The organism is Acidovorax sp. FG60 (assembly GCF_057808995.1).
This window is the reverse complement of the sequence record NZ_JBMDJC010000001.1, coordinates 388721-413026: the sequence shown is the minus strand read 5'-3', so window position 1 is coordinate 413026 and position 24306 is coordinate 388721. Positions and strand designations below refer to the sequence as shown.

Below are 24306 nucleotides of genomic sequence, written 5' to 3'. Positions count from 1 at the left end.
GGGGTGTCACTTCTTCGGCAGGATGTTCAGCTCGGCTGCAGGGGGCAGAAAGCTGGGGTTCCACACATCGTCGGCGTTCACGCGGGTCTTGGTGTTGAACGCGTCCGACACCTGCGATGCCATCAGCGACAGGCGGCCGGGCTTGGCTTGGCCAAAACCTTCGGCGCGGGCGTCGGGGCTGTTGATGACAGTGTCGATGGCCAGTTGCAGGCGGCGGGTTTCGAGCGGCACGTTCACGATGCCGTCGCGCGCCTTCACATGCTCAATGGCGGCTGCGGGGTTGGCGATCACTTCCTTGGCGCCCTTGGCAAAGGCCGACAGGAACGCTTTGATGGCGGCCGGGTTCTCCTTGATGAGCTTTGGAGACGCGATGATCACGTTGCCATAGAGCTTTACGCCGAAATCGGCATAGGGCAGCACCACCACGTCGGCGGCCTTGGCGCCACGGGCTTCCAGGTTCAGCAGCGAGGTGAAGGTGAAGCCGGTGATGGCGTCCACATCGCCGCGCACCAGCATGGTTTCGCGCAGGGGCGGGTCCATGGCCGTCCAGGTCACAGCGCCAATGCCGTTGGCCTTCTGGAAGATGGGGAATGCGCGGCGACCCGCGTCAAACACGGGGGCGCCCAGCTTCTTGCCCGCCAGGTCGGCGGGCTTGGTGATGCCGCTCTTTTTCAGCGCCATGACTGATGCGGGCGTGTTGTTGTAGACCATCATCACCGCCACGGGCTTGTTCTGCGCGTCGGGGTTGTTGGCGTGGAACTCCATCACGGCGGCCAGGTCGGCAAAGCCCATGTCGTACGTGCCCGAGGCCACGCGCTGCACTGCACCACCCGAGCCGTTGCCAGCATCCACGGCCACATCCAGGCCTGCGGCCTTGAAGTAACCCTTGGCCACGGGCTGCAGGAACAGCGCGGCGGGGCCTTCAAAGCGCCAGTCGAGCTGGAACTTGATGGGCGTGGTGGCCTGCGCCTGGGCCAGTGAGGTGCTGCCGATCAGGGCCAGGGCGGCAGCGGTTTGCATGAACAGTCTCTTTTTCATCGGGGGCTCCTGTCGGGCGAGGGGAAATGCGGTGAGGGAAGGCATGGGCCCCATCCAGGGGCCATACACCTGCAGTCAGCAAAAACGATGCCCGGTTTGTGTACGCGGGTGCTTTGCTGTGCCCCATTGTTCACCGAAGTGGTGCACGCCAGCATGCTGGGTTTCCCGAAATGGTGCATGCGCCGGGTGAGGGGTTGGCTTGCCCATGAAAAACGGGGCCCGTAGGCCCCGTTGAAACGGTGTGTGGGCAGGCCTGATCATGGACTGCGCACGGTCAGCACGGCACAACGCGCTCAGCGTGGCCGAGCAGCAGCGCTGGCCACGGCCAGGGCCGTCATGTTGAGCACGCGGCGCACAGTGGCGGCCGGGGTCAGGATGTAGGCCGTGGCAGCGGCACCCATCAGGATGGGGCCCACCGTGACGCCACCGCTGGTGGTCGTCTTCAGCACGTTGTAGAGGATGTTGGCGGCATCCAGGTTGGGGCAGATCAGCAGGTTGGCCGAGTCCGTCAGGGTCGAATCCGCCATGTAGGCGTTGCGGATGTTCGGCTCCAGCGCGGCATCGCCGTGCAGCTCGCCATCACACTCGATCTCGGGGTGGGCGGCCACGAACAGGTCGCGCGCCTCGCGCATCTTGCGGGCTGATGCGCGCTTGGACGAGCCATAGCTGGAGTGCGAGAGGAAGGCGACCTTGGGTGGGATGCCAAAGCGTTGCACCTCCTGCACCGACATCCAGGCGATGTCCGCCAGCTGCTGTGCCGTGGGGTCTTCGTTCACATAGGTGTCGGCAATGAACAGCGTGCCCCGGTTGGTCATCAGCGCGTTCAGGGCAGCGTAGTTGTGGGCACCTTCCTGGCGGCCGATGATGCTGTGGATGCGTTCCAGGTGCGTTTCATACGTCCCCACCAGGCCGCAGATCATCGCGTCGGCATCGCCCAGCTTGACCATCAGCGAGGCAATGATGGTGTTGGAGCGGCGCACGGCGGCCTTGGCCACTTCGGGCGAGGCGCCGTTGCGCTTCATGAGCTGGTGGTAGTGCTCCCAGTACTGGCGAAAGCGTGGGTCGTCCTCGGGGTTGCACACCTCCACATCCTTGCCCAGCTGCATGCGCAGACCGGCCTTGGCGATGCGCGCAGCAATCACGGCAGGGCGACCGATGAGGATGGGTTGCGCGATCTTGTCGTCGATGGCCATCTGCGCGGCACGCAGGGCGCGTTCGTCTTCACCGTCGGCGTAGGCCACGCGCTTTTGCGCGTCGGGCAGGGCCTTGGCAGCCATGATCACGGGGCGCATCAGCATGCCGGTCTGGTAGACGAAGCGCGACAGCGTTTCCTTGTAGGCCTCCATGTCTTCGATGGGGCGCGTGGCCACGCCCGATTCGGCTGCGGCCTTGGCCACGGCGGGCGCGATCTTGAGGATCAGGCGCGAGTCGAACGGTGTAGGGATGAGGTAGTCGGGGCCAAAGGTCAGCTCTTTGCCCGCATAGGCGCTGGCCACTTCTTCGCTGATGTCGGCCTTGGCCAGGTCGGCGATCTGGCGCACGCAGGCCAGCTTCATCGCCTCGGTGATCTTGGTCGCGCCGCAGTCCAGCGCGCCGCGGAAGATGTACGGGAAACACAGGACGTTGTTGACCTGGTTGGGGTAGTCCGAGCGGCCCGTGGCAATGATGCAGTCGGGGCGCACGGCCTTGGCCAGTTCGGGGCGGATCTCGGGCTCGGGGTTGGCCAGTGCCAGGATGATGGGCTTGGGGCCCATGGTCTTGACCATCTCGGCCGTGAGCACGCCGGGGGCCGAGCAGCCCAGGAACACGTCGGCGCCGTTGACGGCATCGGCCAGCGTGCGGGCATCGGTCTTTTGCGCGTATCGCGCCTTCGACTCATCGTAGCCCCCGGGGCGGCCTTCGTAGATCACGCCCTTGGAGTCGCACACGAAGACGTTCTCGATCTTCACGCCCAGGCCCACCATCACGTTCAGGCAGGCAATGGCGGCCGCGCCCGCGCCCGACACGGCGATCTTGACCTGGTCGATCTGCTTGCCCACCAGCTCCAGGCCGTTGAGCAGCGCCGCGCTGCTGATGATGGCCGTGCCGTGCTGGTCGTCATGGAACACCGGGATGTTCATGCGCTTGCTGAGTTCGCGCTCGATGTAAAAGCACTCGGGCGCCTTGATGTCTTCGAGGTTGATGCCGCCCAGCGTGGGTTCCAGCGCCGCGATGATCTCGATGAGCTTGTCGGGGTCGCGCTCGGCCAGTTCGATGTCGAACACATCGACACCGGCAAACTTCTTGAACAGGCAGCCCTTGCCTTCCATCACCGGCTTGCTGGCCAGTGGGCCGATGTCGCCCAGGCCCAGCACCGCCGTGCCGTTGGTGATCACCGCGACCAGGTTGCCGCGCGATGTGTAGTCAAACGCCTTGGAGGGGTCGGCCGCGATGTCCAGGCACGGATAGGCCACGCCTGGCGAGTAGGCCAGCGACAGGTCGCGCTGGTTGGACAGCGGCTTGGTGGGGGTGACCGAAATCTTGCCCCGGGTGGGATTGCGGTGGTATTCGCGCGCAGCGTCGCGCAGGGCCTGTTCGGCGGCGGAAATGTTCTGTGTCATACGGAAATCCTGGAAATCCTCGGCGGAATGCAAAACAAGGGTACCCGATGGCGTGGGCGGCTGGCATGCAGGTTTATGCGGATGCGGCATAAGAGCCTGTTCGAAGTCTTTTTGGAGTCGCACAAGTCCCTTGCCGGGATGGGATGCAAGGCGCGGGGTGCAGCCAATAGCTTGGCTATTGGCAAGCGCCGCAACGCCGCAGACCGCCCGGCAAGGCACTTGCCCGCAGGGTTGGAGTGAAATCGGGCGATTGGACGCTTCAGCTGCTTGCATGGGCATGAGCCTATGCGGCGCATCCGACGCATCCACTCCTCCCGATTGCATTCCAATGCGATCTCCAAAAAGACTTTGAACAGGCTCTAAGGCCAAAACCCCCTGGCAGCCATGGCGGACAGGGGGGCGGAGCCACGCGGGCGGTGTCAGGTTTTCGGCAGCGTGCAGGCGTCAGGCCTAGTGGGCGTCGGCCTGGCGTGCGGCGTTGACAGCGGCGGAGGTGTCGCGGCTGGCGCCATTGAAGAAAACGTTCAGGGCCACCGCCGTGATCGAGGCCAGGAGGATACCGGATTCGATCAGCGGGTGGATGGCATGCGGCATCCACTGGCGGAAGTTGGGCGCGATCAGCGGCACCATGCCCACGCCGATGGATACGGCCACGATCATGGCGTTGAAGCGGTTGGTCTTGAAGTCCACCCCGCCCAGAATGCGGATGCCTGTGGCCGCCACCATGCCGAACATCACCAGGCCCGCGCCGCCCAGCACCATGGTGGGCAGCGACTCGACCAGCGCGGCCATCTTGGGCAGCACGCCCAGCACGATCAGGATCACGCCGCCGGCCACGCACACAAAGCGGCTCTTGACGCCGGTGACGGCGACCAGCCCTACGTTCTGCGAGAAGCTGGTGTACGGAAAGGTGTTGAAGATGCCACCCAGCAGCGTGCCCAGGCCGTCGGTGCGCAGGCCGCGCGTGAGGGCCGCCTGGTCCACCTTGCGGTCGGTCATCTCCCCCAGGGCCAGGAACATGCCGGTGGATTCGATCATGACCACGATCATCACCAGGGTCATGGTCAGGATCAGGATGGGGTCGAAGACAGGGTTGGCAATCTCGAACGGCAGCACCAGGTCAAACCACTGTGCCTTGGCCACCTTGTCGAAGTTCATCAGTCCCATGCCCACGGCCACCACTGCGCCGATCACGATGCCCAACAGCACCGAGATGTTGGCGACGAAGCCCTTGGCGAACTTGGCTATCAGCAGGATGGACAGCAGCACCAGGGCCGAGATGCCTACGCCGGTCAGGTCCGCGTACTTGGGGTTGGGCACCGTGGGCACCACCGCAAAGCCCTTGGGCACCGGAGGCAGCGAAGAGCCGGGGGCTCCGGCAGCGGCTTGGGCATCGGCCAGCCACTTGAGGTGCTCGGGGTTGGGCACGCTGGGCGCCGTGGGGCCCACGGGGTTGCCAAAGATCCAGTTGATGCCCACGCGCATCAGGCTGATGCCGATCACGGCGATGATGGTGCCCGTGACCACCGGCGGGAAGAACCGGAGCATGCGGCTGACCAGCGGAGCGATCAGGATGGAAATCACGCCCGCGCCAATCACCGAGCCAAAGATCAACCCGGCCCCGGCCGTGCCGCCCGTGGTCTGCGCCATCGAGACCATGGGCGCCACCGATGCGAAGGTCACCCCCATCATCACGGGCAGCTGAATGCCGAACCAGCGCGAGGCTCCAGCGCCTGGATCAACGTGACCAGCCCGCATACAAACAGGTCGGCCGAAATCAGCTTGGCAACCTGATCGGGCGTGAGGTTGAGGGCGCGGCCCACGATGAGCGGCACCGCTACAGCGCCCGCATACATCACCAGCACATGCTGCAAGCCTAGCGCCGTGAGTCGCCCCAAAGGTAGGTGTTCGTCCACGGGGTGTACAGGCGGGTTCATGCGAGTCTTTCGGGGGTTGGGGGTATGAATACGGAAGGGACACCTGAGCCGGATGGTGCACAAGTGTCCATACAAAAATCGTATACAAAATGACCGGACGCGCTTATCCCGGTAAACCCTTAGAGGGGCGCAGCAAAATACCCGCCTGCAGTGGATGCAGGCGATTGGAAGGTTTGTGGCCGGGGCGCGACTGGCTTGGGCTAGCTCAGGGCTGTCGATGCCGCCTTGGTGCGTTGGCTGGTCAGCGGTGCGAGGGATTCACGCAGCCGGTCCCGCACCAGCGGCTGGCCGGGGTTGAGGGCGCCTTCCACATGCCCGATGTGGGCCAGCATGCGTTCGCGGGCCAGCGTGGTGTTGCCTGCTTCCAGCGCTTCGACGATGGAGGCGTGTTCGGCGCACGACTGGCTGGCCGCGTGCTGCGACTGGTACAGCGAGGCTGCCAAGGTGGTGCGCGCCGTGAGGTCGCGCAGGATGTCGCTCAGGCTGCGGTGTCCCATCGCCTCGGCCAGGCAGACGTGGAAGTCTGCGAGCAGAAAGGCGCGTGTGGCGGCATCTGCACCTTCGATGGCCTGCTGTTCTTCGGCGATGTGCGCCCGCAGACGGCGGGTCACGCTCTGCAGCGGGCGGCCCGCATCGGCCAGGATGCCCGACTCGATGATGCGCCGGGCCGAGAACGCATCGCGTGCGTCCTCCACCGTGGGCTCCACCACATACCAGCCCCGGCGTGGCCGCACTTCGACAAAACCACGGGCCTGCAGCTGCATGAGCGCCTCGCGCACCAGAGTACGGCTCACACCGAAGAGGTCGGCCAGTTCCTGCTCGCCCAGGCGCTCGCCGGGTGAGAGCTTTTGCGCAAGGATGGATTCCACCACCTGCTGGGCGATCTGGGTCTGGTTGATGCTCATGCGGCCGATTGTGGCGCTACCGGGGGCGCCATCTCTGGCGAGACCTCGGGGGCCAGCGGCGGCGTGCTGCGGCCGTCCAGCACGGCATGTGCGCGCTCGCGGTCGATGTCGCCCTCCCAGGCCGCGATGGCCACGGTTGCCACGCAGTTGCCAATCAGGTTGCCCAGGGCGCGGGCGATGCCCATGAACCAGTCCACCGACAGCACCAGCACCAGCCCGATGGCGGGGATGGCCGGGATTGCGTGCAGCGTGGCGGCCAGCACCACAATGGCCGAGCCCGGCACACCGTGAGCGCCCTTGGACGTGACCAGCGAGATCGCCAGGATGGTCAGCAGGTCGGCCATCGAGATGGGCGTGTTCGTGGCCTGGGCGATGAACACGGCCGCCAGCGTGATGTAGATCGAGAACGCGTCCAGGTTGAACGAGTAGCCCGTGGGGATCACCAGGCCCACGGTCGAGTCGCGGATGCCCATGTGCTTGAGCTTGGCCATGATCTGGGGCAACACGCTGTCCGACGAGGTGGTGGCGAACACCACGGCCAGCTCCTCGCGCAGGTAGCGCAGAAGCTTGAACAGGCTGAAGCCCGAAAACCGCATGATCAGGCCCAGCACCACCACCACGAAGATGGCCACTGCCGCATAGAACAGCACCACCAGCATGCCCAGCTGCTTAAGCGAGCCAATGCCGTACTTGCCCACCGTGAACGCAATCGCGCCCAGCACACCCAGCGGCGCCAGCTTGATGATCAGGCCCATGGTCTTGAACAGCACGTGCGACAGGTCTTCGATGAGGCTGGTGACGCGCGCGCCGCGCTCGCCCATCAGCGCCAGCGCGCAGCCAAACACAATGGAGAACAGCAGCACCTGCAGCACATCGCCATTGGCGAAGGCGCTCACGGCGGTGGTGGGGATGAGCTTGAGCAAAAAGTCGCTGAAGCCGCCACCCGTGAGCTTGCTGGCGTTGTCTGCATAGGCGCCCATCGCCTTGGGGTCGAGCGCCTTCGGGTCCACATTCATGCCCACACCGGGTTCAAACCAGAACGCGAGCGCCAGGCCCAGCACCAGCGCGATGGTGGTGACCACCTCGAAGTAGATCAGCGACTTGATGCCCACGCGGCCCACACGCTTCAGGTCGCCCGTGCCCGCGATGCCGTGAACCACCACACAAAAGACGATGAGCGGGATCAGCATCTTGATGAGTTTGATGAAACCGTCGCCCAGCGGCTTGAGCTGCACGGCGGTGTCGGGCCAGAGCAGCCCTATGGCCACGCCAGCAATCAAGGCCAGGACCACCCGGCCAAACAAGGAGTTGAGGAAGCGGAGCATGTAAACCCTTTGGATAGGAAGGCGATACTGTTGGTCAATCTTGCATACAAGAACTGTAGACAACAGTTGCAGGCCAGAACATGGGGTTATCCCGCGCTGCGCGTGGTAACCGCGTCGCCACCGCGTCATGCCGCCGGGGGCTGGGTTGAAGTAGTTTTGACTTCTGCGCACGGTCATGCCCTGGCCGTGCCCGCACAATCGCTCGCGGAGACGACCATTCATGACCACCCCCCCCACCGTGCCAAACCCCATTCGCCAGAGCAGCGAATTCCTCGAATATCTCTACGGTGTTGCCGTGCGCCGCGCGCTGCCGCTGCACAACACCGCAGCCTTTTTGCCCCCGCCGCCCAGCCGCGAAAGCGGAGGCCGCACGCTGGTGCTGGGCGCTGGCAAGGCGGGCGGCGCCATGGCGCAGGCCGTCGAAGCACTGTGGCCTGCGGATGCGCCCTTGTCGGGGCTGGTGGTCACGCGCTACCACCACACACCGCCCCGGCCGCAAGGCCTGGCGCAGCGCATCGAAGTGGTCGAGGCCGCCCACCCCGTGCCCGATGCGGCGGGCCTGGCTGCTGCGCAGCGCATCCTGGCGCTGACGCAGGGTCTGACTGAAAACGACCTGGTGCTGTGCCTCATCTCGGGCGGGGGCTCCGCCCTGCTCACGCTCCCGGGCGACGGCCTCACGCTGGAGGACAAGCAGCGCATCAACAAGGCGCTGCTCGAAAGCGGCGCTGCCATCGACGAAATGAACTGTGTGCGCAAGCACCTCTCGCGCATCAAGGGCGGGCGGCTGGCGGCGGCCTGCGCGCCTGCGCGGGTGGTCACGCTCACCATCAGCGATGTGCCGGGGGACGACCCTTCGGTCATTGCCAGCGGCCCCACGGTGCCTGACGCCACCACCTGCGCTGATGCGCTGGCGATCCTGGACCGCTACCGCATCGAGGTGCCCACTGCAGTGCGCTCAGCCCTCGAAGCGGGCACGCCGGAAACCCCGAAGCCCGGCGACGCCGTGTTTGCCCACCATGTGGTGCACATGACCGCCACGCCCCAGCAGTCGCTGGAAGCTGCGGCCGAGGCCGCGCGGGCGGCGGGTGTGCAGGCGCACATCTTGTCGGACGAAATCGAAGGCGAATCGCGCGAGGTGGGCAAGGTGCACGCCGCACTGGCGCGGGCTGTGGCGCGGCGTGGTCAGCCCTTTACAAGGCCGTGCGTGATCCTGTCGGGCGGCGAGACGACCGTGACGGTACGCCCACAGCCGCCAGGCACACCCCGGGGGCGGGGTGGCCGCGCGGGCGAGTTCTGCCTGGGCCTGGCGCAGGCGCTGCAGGGGCAGCCGGGTGTGTGGGCGCTGGCCGCAGACACCGACGGCATCGACGGCGTGGAGGACAACGCGGGTGCCCGCGTGGCGCCCGACACGCTGGCGCGGGCCGAGGCGGCGGGCCTGCGCATCGCAGCCCACCTGGACCGCAACGACGCCTATGGCTTCTTTGAGCCCCTGGGGGATCTGGTGGTGACGGGGCCTACCCACACCAATGTGAATGATTTCCGTGCGCTATTGATTTTGTAGCTGCCAGCGCTTGATGGATAAGCGCTAGAGGCTAATTTCCCCCAAGTTCTGCCTGACAGTTCACGCCAGGAGATCGCACAGCGCCCGCGCAATCACCTTGGTCGCACGACGCAGGTCTTCCAGCTGCAGGCGCTCGTCGGCGCGCTTGGCGTGGGATTCGAGTACCGTACGTGGCCCGGCACCGTAGATCACGCCGGGGATGCCGCGCTCCACATACAGGCGCACGTCGGTGTACAGCGGCGTGCCCACGGCGGGCACGGGCTCGCCCAGCACGGCCTGGGCGTGTTTCTGGATCGCATCGACCAGCGGTGCATTGCCCGCCAGCGGGGTCATGGCGTTGGCCAGCAGCAGGCGCTTGATCTCCACGCTGATGCCAGCGCGTTCGCCCGCCGCCTGCTCGATGATGCGGCGGATGGCGGCTTCGACTTCCACCGGGTTCTCTTCAGGGATCATGCGGCGGTCGAGCTTGAACATCACCTTGCCGGGCACCACATTGGTGTTGGTGCCGCCTTCGATGCGGCCCACGTTCAGGTAGGGGTGCTTGATGCCCGTGACGTTGGACGTGACCTTCTTGTATTCGTCGTTCTGCGCGTACAGCGCGTTCAGGATGTGCACCGCGCCCTGCAGCGCGTCCACGCCGGTGTGCGGCACGGCGGCGTGGGCCATCTTGCCGTGCACGGTCACTTCCATTTGCAGGCAGCCGTTGTGGGCGGTGACCACTTCGTAGCTGAAGCCTGCGGCAATCATCAGATCGGGCTTCGTCAGCCCCTTTTGAAGCAGCCATCCGGGGCCCAGCTCGCCGCCAAATTCTTCGTCGTAGGTGAAGTGCAGCTCGACCGCGCCTTTCGTGGGCTTGGCCACGGCTTCCAGGGCGCGCACGGCGAAGGTGAACGATGCAAAGTCGCTCTTGCTCACGGCAGTGGCGCGGCCATACATGGCGCCATCCACGATCTCGGCGCCATAGGGGTCGTGCGTCCAGCCTTCGCCGGGGGGCACCACGTCGCCGTGGGCGTTCAGGGCAATGGTTTTGCCGCCGTCGCCCTGCGCACCGTACTTGCGGCGCACGATGAGGTTGGTGATGGACTCCATGCCGTAGGCCAGCACATCGGAAGCGGGCACCGCGTGTTTTTCGGCCTCGTAGCCAAACTCCTTGAGCAGCTCGGCCGTGCGTTCGGCGTGGGGTGCGTTGTTGCCGGGCGGTGTGTCGGTGGGCACGCGCACCAGGGCCTGCAGAAAGCGCACTTCGTCGTCGAAGTGTTGGTCGATCCAGGCGTCCAGCGCGGCGTGGTTGTTATTCGTTGTCATGGTTGTGGTTCCTCGGCAAGTTGGCGCAGCACCTGGGTGAAGGCGTCCACGGCCAGCTGCATGTCGTTGTTGGTGGTGGATTCGAGCGGGTTGTGGCTGATGCCGGAGTTCTGGCCGCGCACAAAGAGCATGGCCTGGGGCATGATTTCGTGCAGCTTCATCGCGTCGTGCCCCGCGCCGCTGGGCATGCGGAACACGGGCACGCCCAGAGTGTCCACGGCGCGCTCCCACTGGTGCTGCCAGGCGGGCGCACTGGGCGCGGCGGCGGCGCGCATGGATTCTTCCAGGGTGTAGCGCAGGCAACGCCGGGCCGCGATGTGGGCGAGCTGCTCCTTCACATCGCTCACCAGCGCATCGCGCTGGGCATCGGTGGGGGCGCGCAGATCCAGTGAAAACAGGCAACGCCCCGGCACCACGTTGATGGAGCCAGCGGGCACCTGCAGCTGGCCGATGGTGCCCACCGAGTCGCCATCTTGCGCGGCGCGCTGCTCCACATACAGCGCCAGCTCCGCCACAGCCACGGCCGCGTCGCGGCGCCGGTCCATGGGGGTGGTGCCGGCGTGGCTGGCGGTGCCGATCATCTCGCACAGGAAGCGCACGCTGCCGTTGATGGAGGTGACTACGCCCAGGGGCAGGTCCAGCTCGTTGAGCACGGGGCCTTGCTCGATGTGGACTTCGATAAAGCCCAGGTACTGCGCCGGGTCGCGCTGCAGCTTGGGGATGTCATCAATGCACAAGCCTGCATGCTGCATGGCCGCGCGCATGGTTATGCCGTCCACGTCCTTCTGGTCGAGCCAAGCGGGGTTGAAGTCGCCGATGAGAGCGCCCGAGCCCAGGAAGGTGGCCTTGTAGCGCTGGCCCTCCTCTTCGGCAAAGCCCACCACCTCGATGCCGAAGGGCAGGCGCTGGCCGGTGCGGTGCAGCTCGCGCACGCAGGCCATGGGCACGAAGATGCCCAGGCGGCCGTCGTATTTGCCGCCGTTGCGCACGGTGTCGTAGTGGCTGCCGGTCATGAGGTAGCGTGCGCCTGGGGCCGCCGGGTGGTAGCGGCCCACCACGTTGCCCACGGCGTCGATCTCCACCTCGTCAAAGCCGCAGTCGCGCATCCAGTGGCTGATGCGCTGTGCGCAGGCGCGGTGCGCGTCGGTGAGGTAGGTGACGGTGAGCTGGCCTTTTTCGGCAAAGCCGGGGTCGGAGTGTTCGGCCAGTTTTTCCTGCCAGTCCCACACGTCGTTGCCCAGCACGGGCTCGGCGGCGAACTTGTCGTTCAGGCGAATCTCGGCAATGCGGTGGATGTTGCGCAGGGCCTCGGCCAGTTCGAACTCGGGGTGGTTGTCCAGGCGCCGCGCAAAGGTGTCGATGATCTCCCGCTTGGGCAGGCCCGTGCCGCGCGGCCCGCGCACGGCCAGGATGAACGGAAAGCCGAAGCGCTCGTTGTAGGCCGCGTTGAGCTGCTGGATGCGCTCGAACTCCTCGGGCGTGCATTGGGTCAGGCCCGCCGTGCTTTGCTCGTTGGTGGATTCGGCCGTGAGGTTTTTCGCCACCATGGCTTTGCCCGCCAACTCGGGGTGGGCGCGGATCAGGCCCAGCTGAGCGTCCAGCTCGGCAGTGCGCACCACCTGCGCCAGCGCGTGCTTCAGGTGCGCCAGCGTTCGGAAGGGCCGCTGCGCCAGGGCCCGCTCGGCAATCCAGGGCGAGTGTTCGTACAGCCCGTCCAGCAGCGCCAAGGCCTCGGCGGGGCTGGCGGCGTTGAGTTGTTCCAGGGTCAGTGGCATGGTGGGTGCTTCAAAAAAGTGAGCTGCTAGCGCTTGTTGGATAAGCGCTGGGGGGCAATTTGGTTCATCAATGTGGCTCACACGGCGGGTGCAGGGTGGTGCTGCGCCCAGTGGCGCGCAATGTCGATGCGCCGCGCCACCCACACCTTGTCATGCTGTGCGATGTGGTCCAGAAAACGCTGCAATGCCGTGATGCGGCCGGGGCGGCCCAACAGGCGGCAATGCATGCCGATGCTCATCATCTTGGGGGCGTTGTCACCGTCGGGGTCACCCTCGGCATACAGTGCGTCGAAGGTGTCCTTCATGTACTGAAAGAACGGGTCGGCGTGCGAGTAACCCTGTGGCAGGGCAAAGCGCATGTCGTTGCAGTCCAGCGTGTAGGGCACGATGAGCTGGGGTGCCGTGCTGCCATCGGTTTTGCGCACCTTCATCCAGAAGGGCAGGTCATCGCCGTAGTAGTCGCTGTCGTATTCAAAGCCGCCAAAGTCGGCCACCAGGCGGCGGGTGTTGGGGCTGTCGCGGCCGGTGTACCAGCCCAGGGGTCTCTCACCCGTCATGCGCTGGATGATGTCCATGGCCTCTTGCATGTGGGCGCGTTCCACCTCTTCAGGGATGTGCTGGTAGTGAATCCACTTGAGGCCGTGGCAGGCGATCTCGTGGCCCAGCTCCACCAAGGCGGCTGTGAGCTCGGGGTGGCGCTGCAGAGCAGTGGACACGCCAAACACCGTGAGCGGCAGATTGCGTTTTTCAAACTCGCGCAGGATGCGCCACACGCCGGCGCGCGAGCCGTATTCGTAGATGCCCTCCATGCTCATGTGCCGCTCGGGGTAGCTGGCGGGGTTGAACATTTCGGAGAGGAACTGCTCGCTGCCCGCGTCGCCATGCAGCACGGCGTTTTCGCCGCCTTCCTCGTAGTTCAGCACAAACTGCACGGCAATGCGCGCACCGCCCGGCCACTGCGCGTGGGGCGGAGTCTTGCCGTAGCCGATGAGGTCGCGGGGGTAGGCTTGGGTGGAGTCGTAGATCATGGGAATGCGGAAAACGTCGGAAGGTCAGGCAGTGATGGGGGCCAGGGCGGCGGCCAGGTCGCTGGCCGGGCGCTTGCGGTCAAAGGTCAGGCTGGCTTCGACATGTTCGAGGTGGCTTTGCATCAGGGCGACGGCGCGTTCTTCGTCGCGCGCGGCCAGGGCTGTCACGATGTCGGCGTGCTCCTCGTGCGAGTGTTCTGCGGCGCTGGCCGACTGGTACATCAGCGTGATGAGCGCGCAGCGCGAGATCAGGTCGCCCAGCATCTGCGCCAGCACCTCGTTGCCCATCAGCTCGGCCATGCGCACATGGAAGTCGCCCAGCAGCTCGGTGCGGCTGCTGGCGTCGGCGGTGTCCATGGCGGCCTTCTCGCTGGCCACATGGGTGCGCAGCGCCTTGATCTTGGCGGGGGTTACGCTCTGCACGAAGGCGCGGGTCATCTCGGTCTCCAGCATGCGGCGCACGGCAAACACCTGGCGCGCTTCTTCCACCGAAGGGGTGGACACGAACGCACCGCGCGCGGGCTCCAGCGTGACGAGGCGGTTCTGTGCGAGCTGAAACAGCGCCTGGCGCACCAGCGTGCGCGACACGCCAAAGTGGTCGGCCAGTTTCTGCTCGGCCAGTTTGGTGCCCGGCTGCAGGCGGTGCTCTACGATGGCGCGGGTCAGTGCGTCAACAATGGCGCTGGTGGATGAGGATTCCATGGCGGCATGATACGGTGGATGGCGAAAAGTGTATACACTTTTGGTCTACACACTGCGGTACGGCAATCCTCGTCGATTGGCCGTGGCCCCCACTTCAGGAGATTCCCTATGGGATTGAGCACCCACGTTCTGGACACCATGAACGGCTGCCCCGCCGCTGGCATGGAGGTGGCCCTGTACTCCACCGACGGCGACAACGCCACCCTCATCAAGCGCCTGGTGCTGAACCACGATGGCCGCACCGATGCCCCGCTGTTCGACAACGCCAGCCTGCGCACCGGCACCTACCGGCTGCGGTTTGATGTGGCGGGGTACTTCAAGGCCCGGGGTGTGGAGTTGCCCGAACCCAATTTTTTGAACCAGGTGAGTCTGGACTTCGGCATTGCGCACGCCGACCAGCACTACCACGTGCCCTTGCTGGTGAGCCCGTGGAGCTATTCGACCTACCGTGGGTCGTGAGAGGTACTGCTGCGGTGCGTGGCATCGCGTGGCCGTCTTTACTGGCGCTGCCCGGACCAGGGATGCCAAGCAAGGGCCGCCCCGCAGCGAAGGCATCGTCCCCTTTCCCGAAGTCGCGGAGCGATTTCGAGAGAAGGGGGAAGCGGCGTAGCCGCTCAGGGGGATGTACCTAATGCTGCCCTTCGGTGAGCGTATCGAGCTGGAAATGCCCGCTTTTGTCCCACAACCAGGTGTCGGTGTAGGTGACCTTGCCCATGCGCGTGGGCGCAGGGAAGGGGGCTGCGGCGCGCACGGTGCGTTCGATTTCGGCCACCACCTCGGGGGCGTGTTTGGGTGCACGCATCCAGCGCAGGCGCGTGACCTTGCCGGCGCGGTCGATATCCACCTCCAGCACGCCGATGGCATACAGCATGGGCGGCAGCTTGCCCTTGTACACACGCTGTGCGTTCAGTCCATAGAGGTGGGTGGCGGCGTCTTCGCGGTAGGCGCGTGCCGTGCTGGCGGCAGACGCGCGGGCCGAGCCTGCGGCAGCGGGCACAGGCCCCTTGACGCTGGCGGTGTCCGGGCTGGGCATGGTGCTGTCCTGCGCCGGGGCTGGTGGCTCGGGGGCCGACTTACAGGCCGCCACCAGCGATGCAACGGCGGCCATGAGTCCGGCAAGCAGCCAGTGGCTGCGGTGGCTGGAGGAGCGCTCGGTGGGGGTGGGCGGCATGATGGCTTTTGTGAACTGAACGATGCCCCGTGGGGCGGGCGACCCTTGGTGGCGTGAAGGATCTGGATTGACTGATGTACTTTTGTTGCTGGACGGCCTTGCAGCCGCCCCCGCCTGTCTGGTAAGGGTGGAGTCTACCGAAGGCTCGGCCCCGCGTGAACCCGGCGCGTGGATGGCCGTGTTCGCAGACCGTATCGTGGGCACCATCGGCGGCGGCCATCTGGAGCTGCAGGCGATTGCCGAAGCGCGCCGCCGCCTGGGCGGTGTGCCCGGCCCGGCCCCGGGGCAGCCACCCATGCGTTTTGCACTGGGCCCGGCTCTGGGGCAATGCTGCGGGGGCGTGGTGTACCTGGGTTTTGAGGTGCTGACCGCAGCCGACCTGGCCCCCGCTGCGGGTCTGCGCGCGCGCCTGTCGCCGCACCAGCACCCCGTGGCACTGTTCGGTGGGGGCCATGTGGGCCACGCGCTGGCGCGGGTGCTGGCGCCGCTGCCGTTTGCGCTGACCTGGATCGACAGCCGCGACGGCATCTTCCCCAGCCCCACGCCCGAGGGCGTGGTCTGCGAACACTCCGAGCCCGTGCAACTGGCCGTGCCCCGCCTGGCGCCGGGCAGCCGCGTGCTGATCATGAGCTTTAGCCATGCCGAAGACCTGGACGTGGTGGCCGCCTGCCTGCGCCGCCAGCGTGAACAGGGCGACCTGCCTTTCATCGGCCTCATAGGCAGCAAGACCAAATGGGCGACGTTTCGCAATCGCCTGAACGGGCGCGGCTTTGCACAGGACGAACTGGCCCAGGTCACCTGCCCCATTGGTATCCCCGGCATTGAGGGCAAGGAGCCCGAAGTGATCGCCGTCGCGGTGGCTGCGCAGCTGCTGCAGACGCTGAAGGGGGCGGGCTGAGGGTAATTCCGGGCCTCCATGCCTCGGATTGGGGCTGGAGTCGGGAACAATTCCTGCATACACTTTTCAACGGATTTGTTGACGGTTTACGGGTCGCAGCGGTGCCCCGGCGGGTTTGCCCGCCAAGGTGCGCGACCAAAATTTCTGCTCAGAGCGCCCGCAGTGGTGAGCAGGTTTGCTGTTTGGCGCTGACGCGCCATCAAGGTTGAGATATGGAAAGCTACTTTCTCGACTGGGCCAACCTGCTGTTGCGCTGGGTCCACGTCATCACCGCCATCGCCTGGATTGGCTCGTCGTTCTACTTCGTCTTCCTCGACAGCAGCCTCACGCCGCCTGAGGACGACGACCTCAAGAAACAGGGCGTGAGCGGCGAACTCTGGGCCGTGCACGGCGGCGGTTTCTACCACCCGGTCAAGTTCGCCGTGTCGCCGCCCAAGCTGCCCGGCCACCTGCACTGGTTCTTCTGGGAAAGCTACAGCACCTGGATCAGCGGCTTTGCGCTGTTCACCGTGTCGTACCTCTACAGCGCCAGCACCTACCTCATCGACAAGTCGAAGATGGACTGGGCGCCTGCCACGGCCATCGTCGTCGCGCTGGCGTTCTTCGTCGTGTTCTGGCTGCTGTACGACGCGATCTGCCGCATCTTTGGCCAGAGGAAGAACGGCGACGCCATCGTGGGTGCGCTCGTCTTCGTGCTGGTGTGCATCGCCTCGTGGCTGGCCTGCCACTGGTTTGCTGGCCGCGCAGCCTTCTTGCTGGTGGGCGCGATGATCGCCACGGCCATGAGTGCCAACGTGTTCTTTTGGATCATCCCCGGCCAGCGCACCGTGATCGCACAGATCAAGGCGGGCGAACCGGTGGACCCGATCCACGGCAAGCGCGGCAAACAGCGCAGCGTGCACAACACCTACTTCACGCTGCCGGTGCTGTTTGCCATGCTGAGCAACCACTACAGCTTTACCTGGAGCCACCCGCAAAACTGGCTGGTGCTGATCCTGATGATGTTTGCGGGCGCCGCCATCCGCCAGTTCTTTGTGATGCGCCACGGCTACAAGCTGGGCCGCAACGGCAACCCGCTGCCCTATGCGCTGGTGGGCGTGGCCGTCATCGTCGGCGCCATCGTGTGGATGCGCCCCGCGCCCATGGCTGCTGTCAGTGGTGCTCCTGTTTCAGGAGCTGCTAGCGCAATTGCAGCAAGCGCTAGCGGCCAAAATGACTACAAGTCGGTGCAAGCCGTGCTGGAGCAACGCTGCTACCTGTGCCACGGCGAGGCGGTGCAGATGAAGAACCTGCGGCTCGATTCACCCGACAGCGTCAAGCAACACGCCCAGGCCATCTACCAGCAGGTGGTGGTGCAAAAACTCATGCCCATGAACAACGCCACGCAGATCACCGACGCGGAGCGGGCGCTGATTGGGCGCTGGTTCGAGGCGGGGGCGCCGACGGGGCCTTGAGGGTTGTGGAGGAGGCGTCACTCTGCACTCAAGCGAAGCCGTGCAGACTTCTACCCCTTGACGACGGTGGCGTCGATCTCCACCACCTGCCCCGGGTATCCCAGGCGGGCGACGCCCAGGAGCGTTGCCGGAGGCACTTGCCCGCCAAAGTGCTCGGTCACGGCACCCCAAGCCGCTGAAAGGTCGGCCTGTTCGCCAACGACGTAGACAACAAGGCGGCGAATGTCTGGCGCGGCAAACCCGTGAACTGCCAGAACCTTGCTCAGGTTTGCCAGGCACTGCGACGCCTGGGCGCACGGATCTCCGGGCGCCATGATCGAGCCATCGGGGGCTTGTGGCACCTGGCCTGCAAGGAAGAGCTGACTACCCACCTGCTGCGCGTACTGATAATGCGGTGTGCCTGGCAGGCCTGCGGCGATTTCGGCTTCGTTCATGGGTGGTGCAGAGGGAGATGTGACGAGAGTTCTTTTGTGACGCCTAGCGTTTGGCATGAGGTTTAGGCCTCGTCATTGCAGGTAATCAGTCATGGGCCTGATGCTCAAGTTGGTACCACTGCTCACTCTCTGGCACCCGGTTGGACACCAGACTGACAGAGAACTTTGCAGCTGACCGCAGTATCGGTTGGGGTCGCGGACTGGTCCGCGAGCTGAAGTCGCCATTCCACCGCCGATGATGCTCCACATGCACGACTTTGGAGTTTGATCGGAAGACCAGGACGAATTCGCCCTCATTCACTTCGGCAGGCAGCGTTATGCGGCACTTGAGCCAGCCAAGTTGCAACGCCTGGCAGTTGCTCTCGCGGGTTGAGTACGGGCCAAAGGTGAACAGCACTCCAGTCCAGTGGGAGTACGTTTGCCAGATCTACCTCGTGGACCTTCTCGGATCGAACCAACTTTCCGAGGGCTTTGCTGAACTCACCTGCTGGCTCTGCAGTGGAATAGGCGACAGGTATTGCGAGGACGCTCGCAATCGCGATGGCTCTTGCGAAATTGAGGATGGGTCGCATGGAGGTCTAACGTGATGCACCCTGCAAACCTAGCGAAATAAGCTGGGCAGTGCGGGGTCTTCTGGACACGGAATGCTTATGGAAATGGCTTGCAGCCTCGGACTGCCGAAGATACCCAGATAAAGAAATTCCGCGAAATACGGCATTCCTCAGCCGGGCAAACTATAGCCTGCGAGATCGAACGGCAGAGTGACTGAGACTCCGGTTTGAGCTACGCACGGAAACCATGAACCGATGGGGCGGTGCTCATAGGCACGCTTGGAACCGAAGCGGACTGGCTTGCGGCGTGAATCGCCCAGCCCCAATACGCGACGGAAACTACGCTGCTCCCTCCACCCCCTATGCCGCCAGCACATCCTGCAACGCACGCGTTGCCGCCAGCGCGCCCAGAGCGGATTCTGTAAACCCACCATGCAGCACCACCCCGGTCGCAGCCTGCTTGGCCTCATGTTTGGCCACCGCCGCCAGGTTGGCCACTTCCTCGGCATGCCGAAAACGCCCGGGGGTGATGCGCACCGCACCAATGGCCAGCGTGGTGCACGGAAAGAACCGTGGCACCCCATGCCGGTCTTCGGCCTGGATGCCACCGGCGCGCCGGGCCTCGTCGTCAAACAGCGTGAGCGCTTCGCGGGCAAAGGCGTCCACGATGTTCTTGCAGCGCTGCAGCCAGTTACTGCTCTGAAAGATCAGCATGAAATCGTCCCCACCCACATGGCCCACAAAGTCGCGCCGCGCGTCGCAGTGGGCTGTGGCCAGGCGGGCGACGAGGCGGATCATCTGGTCGCCGCGCCAGTAGCCGTAGTGGTCATTGAAGGGCTTGAAGTTGTTCAGGTCGGCATAACACGCCACGAACTCGGTGTGGTGGTCCAGCAGGCGCTGCATGTGCAGGCTGATGGGGATGTTGCCGGGCAGAAAGGTCAGCGGGTTGGCATGGCGCGCGGCTTCGATGCGGGTTTCTGTCACGGCGCGCACCAGTTGGTCGCCCGTGCCCAGGCCCAGGTAGCGGCCGTTGTCGGTGACGATGTAGCCGTCGTTCAGGTAGCGCTGGTCCTGCGAGGTGAGGATGCCCACGAGCTGGTCCACGTCACAGTCCAGCTCGACCACGCGCGGTGCCTGGTTGGCAAACGCCAGGCACGATTTGCGGCCATGCACCTCGCGAAAGTACAGCGTGGCGTAGTGGTTCATGAACTGCTGGCGGTTGATGAGCGCCACGGGGCGCGTACCGTCCACCACGGCCAGCGCGTGCAGGTCGGTGCGCTCATGGAACATGGCGGCCACTGCATCGTTGCTGGTGGCGGGCGCGGCGGTGGGCGCCTGCACCACCAGCAGGCTGCGCAGGATGCCCGGGCGTGCGGTCTGGCCCAGGTGCGGCAGCACAGCCACGCGGCGGTCCTGCATCACTTCCTGTGCCGGGCTCTCCACGGCCTCACGCGGGGCCTTGGCAGGGCGGCCCAGCAGCCAGCCCTGGCCGTAAGGAACGTCCAGGTCGCGCAGTGCGCGCAGGTCGTCGCGTGTCTCGATGCCTTCGGCAATCAGCTTGGTGCCAAACATATGGGCTATGCCCTTGATGGCCTGCAGCATCTGCAGGTTCTCGGGCTGGTTGCTGATGTCGCGGATGAAGTACTTGTCGATCTTCACGAAGTCGGGCTTCACCTCGGACCACAGCCGCAGGCTGGAGCGGCCGTCGCCAAAGTCGTCCAGCGCCAGCCGCGCGCCGCAGGCGTGCACCGCCTTGATGGCCTGGCGCAGCTGGGGCATGTCGGTCACGCGCTCGTGCTCGGTGATTTCCAGCACCAGAAGGCGGGCGCTCACGCCAAAGCTGCGCACGGCCTCGCCCAGCATCGGCGCGCCCACCAGGGCCACGCCGTGCACCAGCGCGTCGGCGCTGATGTTCACAAACAGGCGGCCCGGCGCCTTCTGAACGCCCCACTGCTGCAAGGCGGTGAACACGCACAGCAGCTCGAAGTCCTGAAGGATGTGCTCGCGCCGCGCCAGCTCCAGCAAGGCATCGGGCGTGTGCAAAGGGGTGCCCTCGGGGCCACGGATCAGGGCTTCGTGGGCATACACGCTGCCCTCGCGCAGGTCGGCCAGGGGCTGAAACACGCAGTGCAGGCCCCCTTCGCGCATGAGTTGTGCCAGAGGGCCCTTGCCATGGCGCGCAGCCGGGGACAGCAAGGCCATCATCGCCTCCAGTCGGCTCCAAAGGGGGTTGTGCGTCACGGTAGATGGGGGGCTCTGAGCAAGGTGCCCACGATATCGGCCGGGTGTGACAACCTTGTTACACACTGTTTCCGTGAGGTGACAGGCCATTCCCTGGGGTGGACGTTCGGGGGGCATGCAGGTTGTTCATGCGTTGGCTCAACCCTGGCGCAGCGGCAGGGCTGCCGCGAGGGTTCGGTTTGATCTTGCTCAATGCCCAGCGGTCCGGGGCGCGGCACAGTCCGTCCCATGCTGCCCTCTACCTATTTCTCACTGCCCGCCGAAACCGAGGTGATTGCCGCCGGTGAAGTGCTGCGCAGGCGCAACGAGGTGCTGACGTCGGTGCTGCACCTCGAAAGTGGCCGCGTGCTGCGCGGTGTGCTCGACGATGGCTACCTGCGCCACCAGCTGGGGGCCGTGGAAGGGCCGTTCTGGCTGGACGCCGCGTCGGCCCTGATGGGCATGCCGCTGCCGGTGGACATGGTGGCCGATACCCGTGTGCAGGTGCGCCGCCTTCCCATCGAGGAGTTTCGCCGCAGCCTTGCAGAAATGCCGGCGGGTGCACGGGGCCTGTTGCTCGACATGGCTCAGGGCTACCGCCAGCAGTCCGAGCTGGCCGTGAGCCGCCTCGCGCAGGATGCCGAATCGCGCTGCGCGCAGTGGTTGCTCAACCACGCCCAGCCCGACCACAGCGGCACCATGCAGGTCACGCTGCACCAGCGCAAGCGCCTGATTGCGGCGCAGTTGGGTATCGCCCCCGAAACCTTCTCGCGCGTGCTGCGCCATCTGCGGGAACTGGGACTGATCCATGGCACGGGCAATGTGCTGAACCTGCCTCAGCCCCGGGCGCTGCAGTCGATGGCGGGTTGCTGAACTGAACCCAGCGTGGGTGGTTTTGGCGCCGCGCGAAAAATAGCGCGCACCGCTTCTGCTACTGGCGCGCCGCCAGCGAGCGCACCCGTGGAACTGGCTTTGCCAGGCCCCTGGGTGCGTCCCCCTCCGGGGGAAGCCGCGCAGCGGCTCAGGGGGGCTTCCTCGTCAGGGTTTGTCCTTGGGTTTCACTGAGGGTTCTACCCAAGCCCTGGGCTGCAGGGGCTGCGTATATTTGTTGGGACCTGTCCGGTTTGACCTGTCCCCATGCCCAACGCCACCCCTTTGCGCCTATCGGGCGCCCCCTGCGCGGAGTGTCCATGACGCCCCCGACCCACCCTGCGCCGCCACAGGACGCGCCGGGCTGGTCAATGCCCGGTCCGCTGGTGTTGCGGCTGGTGCTGGTGGCGGTGCTGGCCGTGGGGCTGTCGGGGGCGGTGTCGGCGTGGCTGGTTACGCGGGCCTCCGGGCAAGAGGCCATGCGGCGGGTGGTGAGCCAGCAGACCGATGAGGTCGAGGTGGTGGCCCGCCTGCTGGCCAGCAAGATCGAGCAAAGCCAGAAGGTGTTGCGCACGGTGGCTGCTGGTATTACGCCCGCCATGCTCGAATCACCCTCGGCCCTCGAATGGCTGCTCCAGCAGGGCCTGCCCGCCGTTCAGTTCTTTGATGCGATGCAGGTCGCCCGTGACAACGGCGAACTGCGGCTGAACCTGCGCGGGGGGCGGCTGGACAAGGCCTCCAACCTGGACCCCGCCGAGCGCGATGCGCTGCGCCGCACGCTCATCGACGGCAAGCCGCTGGTGTCCGAGCTGATTGCCGGGCGCACCAGCGACGCGCGTGTGATGTTCACCATGCCGCTGCACCGCGAAGACGGCACTGTGCTGGGTGTGGTGGCGGGTGCGTTGCGCCTGCAATCGCAGGGCCTGCTGCCGCCGTCCATGACGCTGCCCGCGCGCGATGATTCTCGGCTGCTGGTGTTTACGCGCGACGGCACCATCCTCTCGCACTCGGACCCGACCCGCATCATGGGCAAGGTGAGCGACGAGACGGGCCTGGCGCCCGTCTACAGCCGCTGGCTGGAGCAGGCCCAGCCAGTGGTAGGGCGGGGCACGACCCATCTTGAAGACCAGCATATCGTCAGCATGGCGGGCATGCCGCTGCCGCAATGGATCGTGGCGCGGGTCAGCCCCTCGCAGGCGCTGCTGGCGCCCCTGCAGGGCGCGCAGCGCGAGGCCTGGTGGCTGGCCGCCGCCAGCATGGCGCTGTGCATGTTGCTCGTGGCCGGGCTGATGGCCTGGATGGCGCAGCCGCTGGCGCAGCTCACGCACAGTGCCCGCCAGCTGCTGCGGCGCAGCACGCGTGCTGGCCCGCCGCAAGGCACCGTCGCCTGGCCACGTGCGGGGGGGGAAGTGGGCGAACTGGTGCAAATGTTCCAGGGCATGGTGCAGCAGGGCAGCCTGCAGCAGCAGCACAAGGCCACGCTGGACGGGCAGTTCCAGGCCGTGCTCGACAGTGCCTCGGTGGGCATCGTCATCTCGCGCCACGGCATCCTGGAGGTGGTGAGCCGGCAGGCCTGCCTGATGCTGGGCTACACCGAGGGCGAACTGCAGGGCCATCCGGCGCGCACCCTGTATGCCAACGATGCCGAATACGGCCGCATTGGCGAGCGTGTGCAGGCCGAGTTCGCCGCACATGGCGCCTTCGATGGCGACGTCTGCTTCATGCGCAAGGATGGCACCCCCGTGTGGGCCCGCGTGCAGGGCCGTGGTGTGCGGCCCGACGAGATGGCGGGAGGCACCGTCTGGATTCTGGAGGACATCACCGCCGCACGCGAGGCACAGATGCAGCAGGCGTGGGAGCGCACGCACGATGCCCTGACCCAGCTTTACAACCGCAATGCGTTTGACGAGCGCCTGGGCCTGCTGCTGGCCGAACGCTCGATGCGCCCGCGCGCACCGGATGCAGACAGCAGCGAAGCAGCCGGGGACGGCGTGGTGCTGTTTCTGGATCTGGACCACTTCACCGTGGTCAATGACATTGCCGGGCATGACGCGGGCGACGACGTGCTGCGCCATGTGGCCCGCTTGCTCGAATCCCAGGTGCGCCAGATTGGCTGGGCCGCGCGGCTGGGCGGCGACGAGTTTGCGGTGGTGCTGCCCGGGTGCGCGCTGGCACGGGGCCAGGCGGTGGCGGAGCAGCTGCGCGCCTCGGTACAGGCGTGGGAGCCTTCGTACCAGGGGCGCAGCTTCACGCTGGGGGTGAGCATCGGGTTGGTGGTGCTGGATGCGAGTCTGCAGGATGTGCCGTCGGTGCTGTATGCGGCCGACATGGCGTGCTACGACGCCAAGCGCGCGGGGCGCAACCGGGTAGAGACGCGCCATGCGAGCCAGGCGACGGCGTCGGGGCGGATGGCGCTGGGAGCGGCGTGAGCAGATTCCAAAAGATTTTGGGGTGTAGCGCTGGCTGGTAATGCGCTGACAGCTATCTTTTTTGAAGTCTATGGTTTGGAGAATGCTGAGGAGTGCACGGTGG

General features: G+C 65.8%; 17 protein-coding genes and 1 pseudogene. 6 read left to right on the top strand and 12 right to left on the bottom strand.

The features are described 5' to 3' along the window. Positions 1-6 precede the first annotated feature (6 nt). From ACODS0_RS01850 to ACODS0_RS01830, 5 genes and pseudogenes are all read right to left on the bottom strand, one after another. The gene (locus ACODS0_RS01850; RefSeq protein ID WP_218300439.1) at positions 7-1038 is read right to left on the bottom strand and encodes an ABC transporter substrate-binding protein; all 1032 of its coding nucleotides are present in this window, start codon (positions 1036-1038) and stop codon (positions 7-9) included. Between the two features lie 293 nt (positions 1039-1331). Then, on the bottom strand, positions 1332-3638 hold the full coding sequence (locus ACODS0_RS01845) for an NADP-dependent malic enzyme (RefSeq protein WP_488832332.1): 2307 nt from the start codon (positions 3636-3638) through the stop codon (positions 1332-1334). 450 nt (positions 3639-4088) lie between these two features. Continuing rightward, positions 4089-5575 (bottom strand): annotated as a pseudogene (locus tag ACODS0_RS01840) (nucleobase:cation symporter-2 family protein). A 200-nt stretch (positions 5576-5775) separates the two neighbouring features. Next, positions 5776-6480, bottom strand: a complete 705-nt coding sequence (locus ACODS0_RS01835; protein WP_121505618.1) for a GntR family transcriptional regulator — start codon at positions 6478-6480, stop codon at positions 5776-5778. Then, complete coding sequence (locus tag ACODS0_RS01830) at positions 6477-7805, bottom strand: C4-dicarboxylate transporter DctA (protein ID WP_055394897.1); 1329 nt, start codon at positions 7803-7805, stop codon at positions 6477-6479. The genes ACODS0_RS01835 and ACODS0_RS01830 overlap by 4 nt, the downstream gene beginning before the upstream one ends. Before the next feature lie 220 nt (positions 7806-8025). Between ACODS0_RS01830 and ACODS0_RS01825 the strand changes: the two genes are divergently transcribed. Next, complete coding sequence (locus tag ACODS0_RS01825) at positions 8026-9366, top strand: glycerate kinase type-2 family protein (RefSeq protein ID WP_488832329.1); 1341 nt, start codon at positions 8026-8028, stop codon at positions 9364-9366. Positions 9367-9426: 60 nt separating this feature from the next. Here the strand turns inward: ACODS0_RS01825 and ACODS0_RS01820 are convergent, their stop codons facing one another. The 4 genes from ACODS0_RS01820 to ACODS0_RS01805 form a co-directional block, all read right to left on the bottom strand. Further along, complete coding sequence (locus ACODS0_RS01820) at positions 9427-10671, bottom strand: M20 family metallopeptidase (RefSeq protein ID WP_488832326.1); 1245 nt, start codon at positions 10669-10671, stop codon at positions 9427-9429. Beyond that, positions 10668-12446 (bottom strand): 2-oxo-4-hydroxy-4-carboxy-5-ureidoimidazoline decarboxylase, encoded by a 1779-nt coding sequence (gene uraD / locus ACODS0_RS01815; RefSeq protein WP_488832324.1) that lies wholly within the window; start codon positions 12444-12446, stop codon positions 10668-10670. Before uraD ends, ACODS0_RS01820 begins: the two co-directional genes overlap by 4 nt. 77 nt (positions 12447-12523) lie before the next feature. Continuing rightward, complete coding sequence (gene puuE, locus ACODS0_RS01810) at positions 12524-13474, bottom strand: allantoinase PuuE (protein ID WP_488832323.1); 951 nt, start codon at positions 13472-13474, stop codon at positions 12524-12526. 24 nt (positions 13475-13498) lie between these two features. Continuing rightward, entirely contained in the window at positions 13499-14176 is a 678-nt protein-coding gene (locus tag ACODS0_RS01805) for a GntR family transcriptional regulator (RefSeq protein WP_055394876.1), read from the bottom strand. A gap of 108 nt (positions 14177-14284) precedes the next feature. Here ACODS0_RS01805 and uraH point away from each other — a divergent pair, with 108 nt between their 5' ends. Next, positions 14285-14635, top strand: a complete 351-nt coding sequence (uraH, locus tag ACODS0_RS01800) for a hydroxyisourate hydrolase (RefSeq protein ID WP_055394878.1) — start codon at positions 14285-14287, stop codon at positions 14633-14635. Positions 14636-14804: 169 nt separating this feature from the next. On the opposite strand, the gene ACODS0_RS01795 is transcribed toward uraH, so the two are convergent. Continuing rightward, positions 14805-15347: an energy transducer TonB gene (locus tag ACODS0_RS01795; RefSeq protein ID WP_121505624.1), complete on the bottom strand. Its 543-nt coding sequence runs from the start codon at positions 15345-15347 to the stop codon at positions 14805-14807. 67 nt (positions 15348-15414) lie between these two features. Here ACODS0_RS01795 and xdhC point away from each other — a divergent pair, with 67 nt between their 5' ends. Continuing rightward, the gene (gene xdhC / locus ACODS0_RS01790) at positions 15415-16245 is read left to right on the top strand and encodes a xanthine dehydrogenase accessory protein XdhC (protein WP_431150310.1); all 831 of its coding nucleotides are present in this window, start codon (positions 15415-15417) and stop codon (positions 16243-16245) included. 212 nt (positions 16246-16457) lie between these two features. Further along, the gene (locus tag ACODS0_RS01785) at positions 16458-17699 is read left to right on the top strand and encodes a urate hydroxylase PuuD (protein WP_487260861.1); all 1242 of its coding nucleotides are present in this window, start codon (positions 16458-16460) and stop codon (positions 17697-17699) included. Positions 17700-17749: 50 nt separating this feature from the next. On the opposite strand, the gene ACODS0_RS01780 is transcribed toward ACODS0_RS01785, so the two are convergent. Both ACODS0_RS01780 and ACODS0_RS01775 read right to left on the bottom strand, forming a co-directional pair. Then, a complete protein-coding gene (locus tag ACODS0_RS01780; RefSeq protein WP_488832315.1) occupies positions 17750-18133 on the bottom strand; it encodes a RidA family protein in 384 nt (127 codons plus the stop codon). Between the two features lie 911 nt (positions 18134-19044). After that, positions 19045-20889: an EAL domain-containing protein gene (locus ACODS0_RS01775; protein ID WP_487256364.1), complete on the bottom strand. Its 1845-nt coding sequence runs from the start codon at positions 20887-20889 to the stop codon at positions 19045-19047. 264 nt (positions 20890-21153) lie between these two features. Between ACODS0_RS01775 and ACODS0_RS01770 the strand changes: the two genes are divergently transcribed. Further along, positions 21154-21777, top strand: a complete 624-nt coding sequence (locus tag ACODS0_RS01770; protein ID WP_055401449.1) for a Crp/Fnr family transcriptional regulator — start codon at positions 21154-21156, stop codon at positions 21775-21777. Between the two features lie 317 nt (positions 21778-22094). Next, positions 22095-24203 (top strand): sensor domain-containing diguanylate cyclase, encoded by a 2109-nt coding sequence (locus ACODS0_RS01765; protein ID WP_218300448.1) that lies wholly within the window; start codon positions 22095-22097, stop codon positions 24201-24203. Positions 24204-24306: the final 103 nt, after the last annotated feature.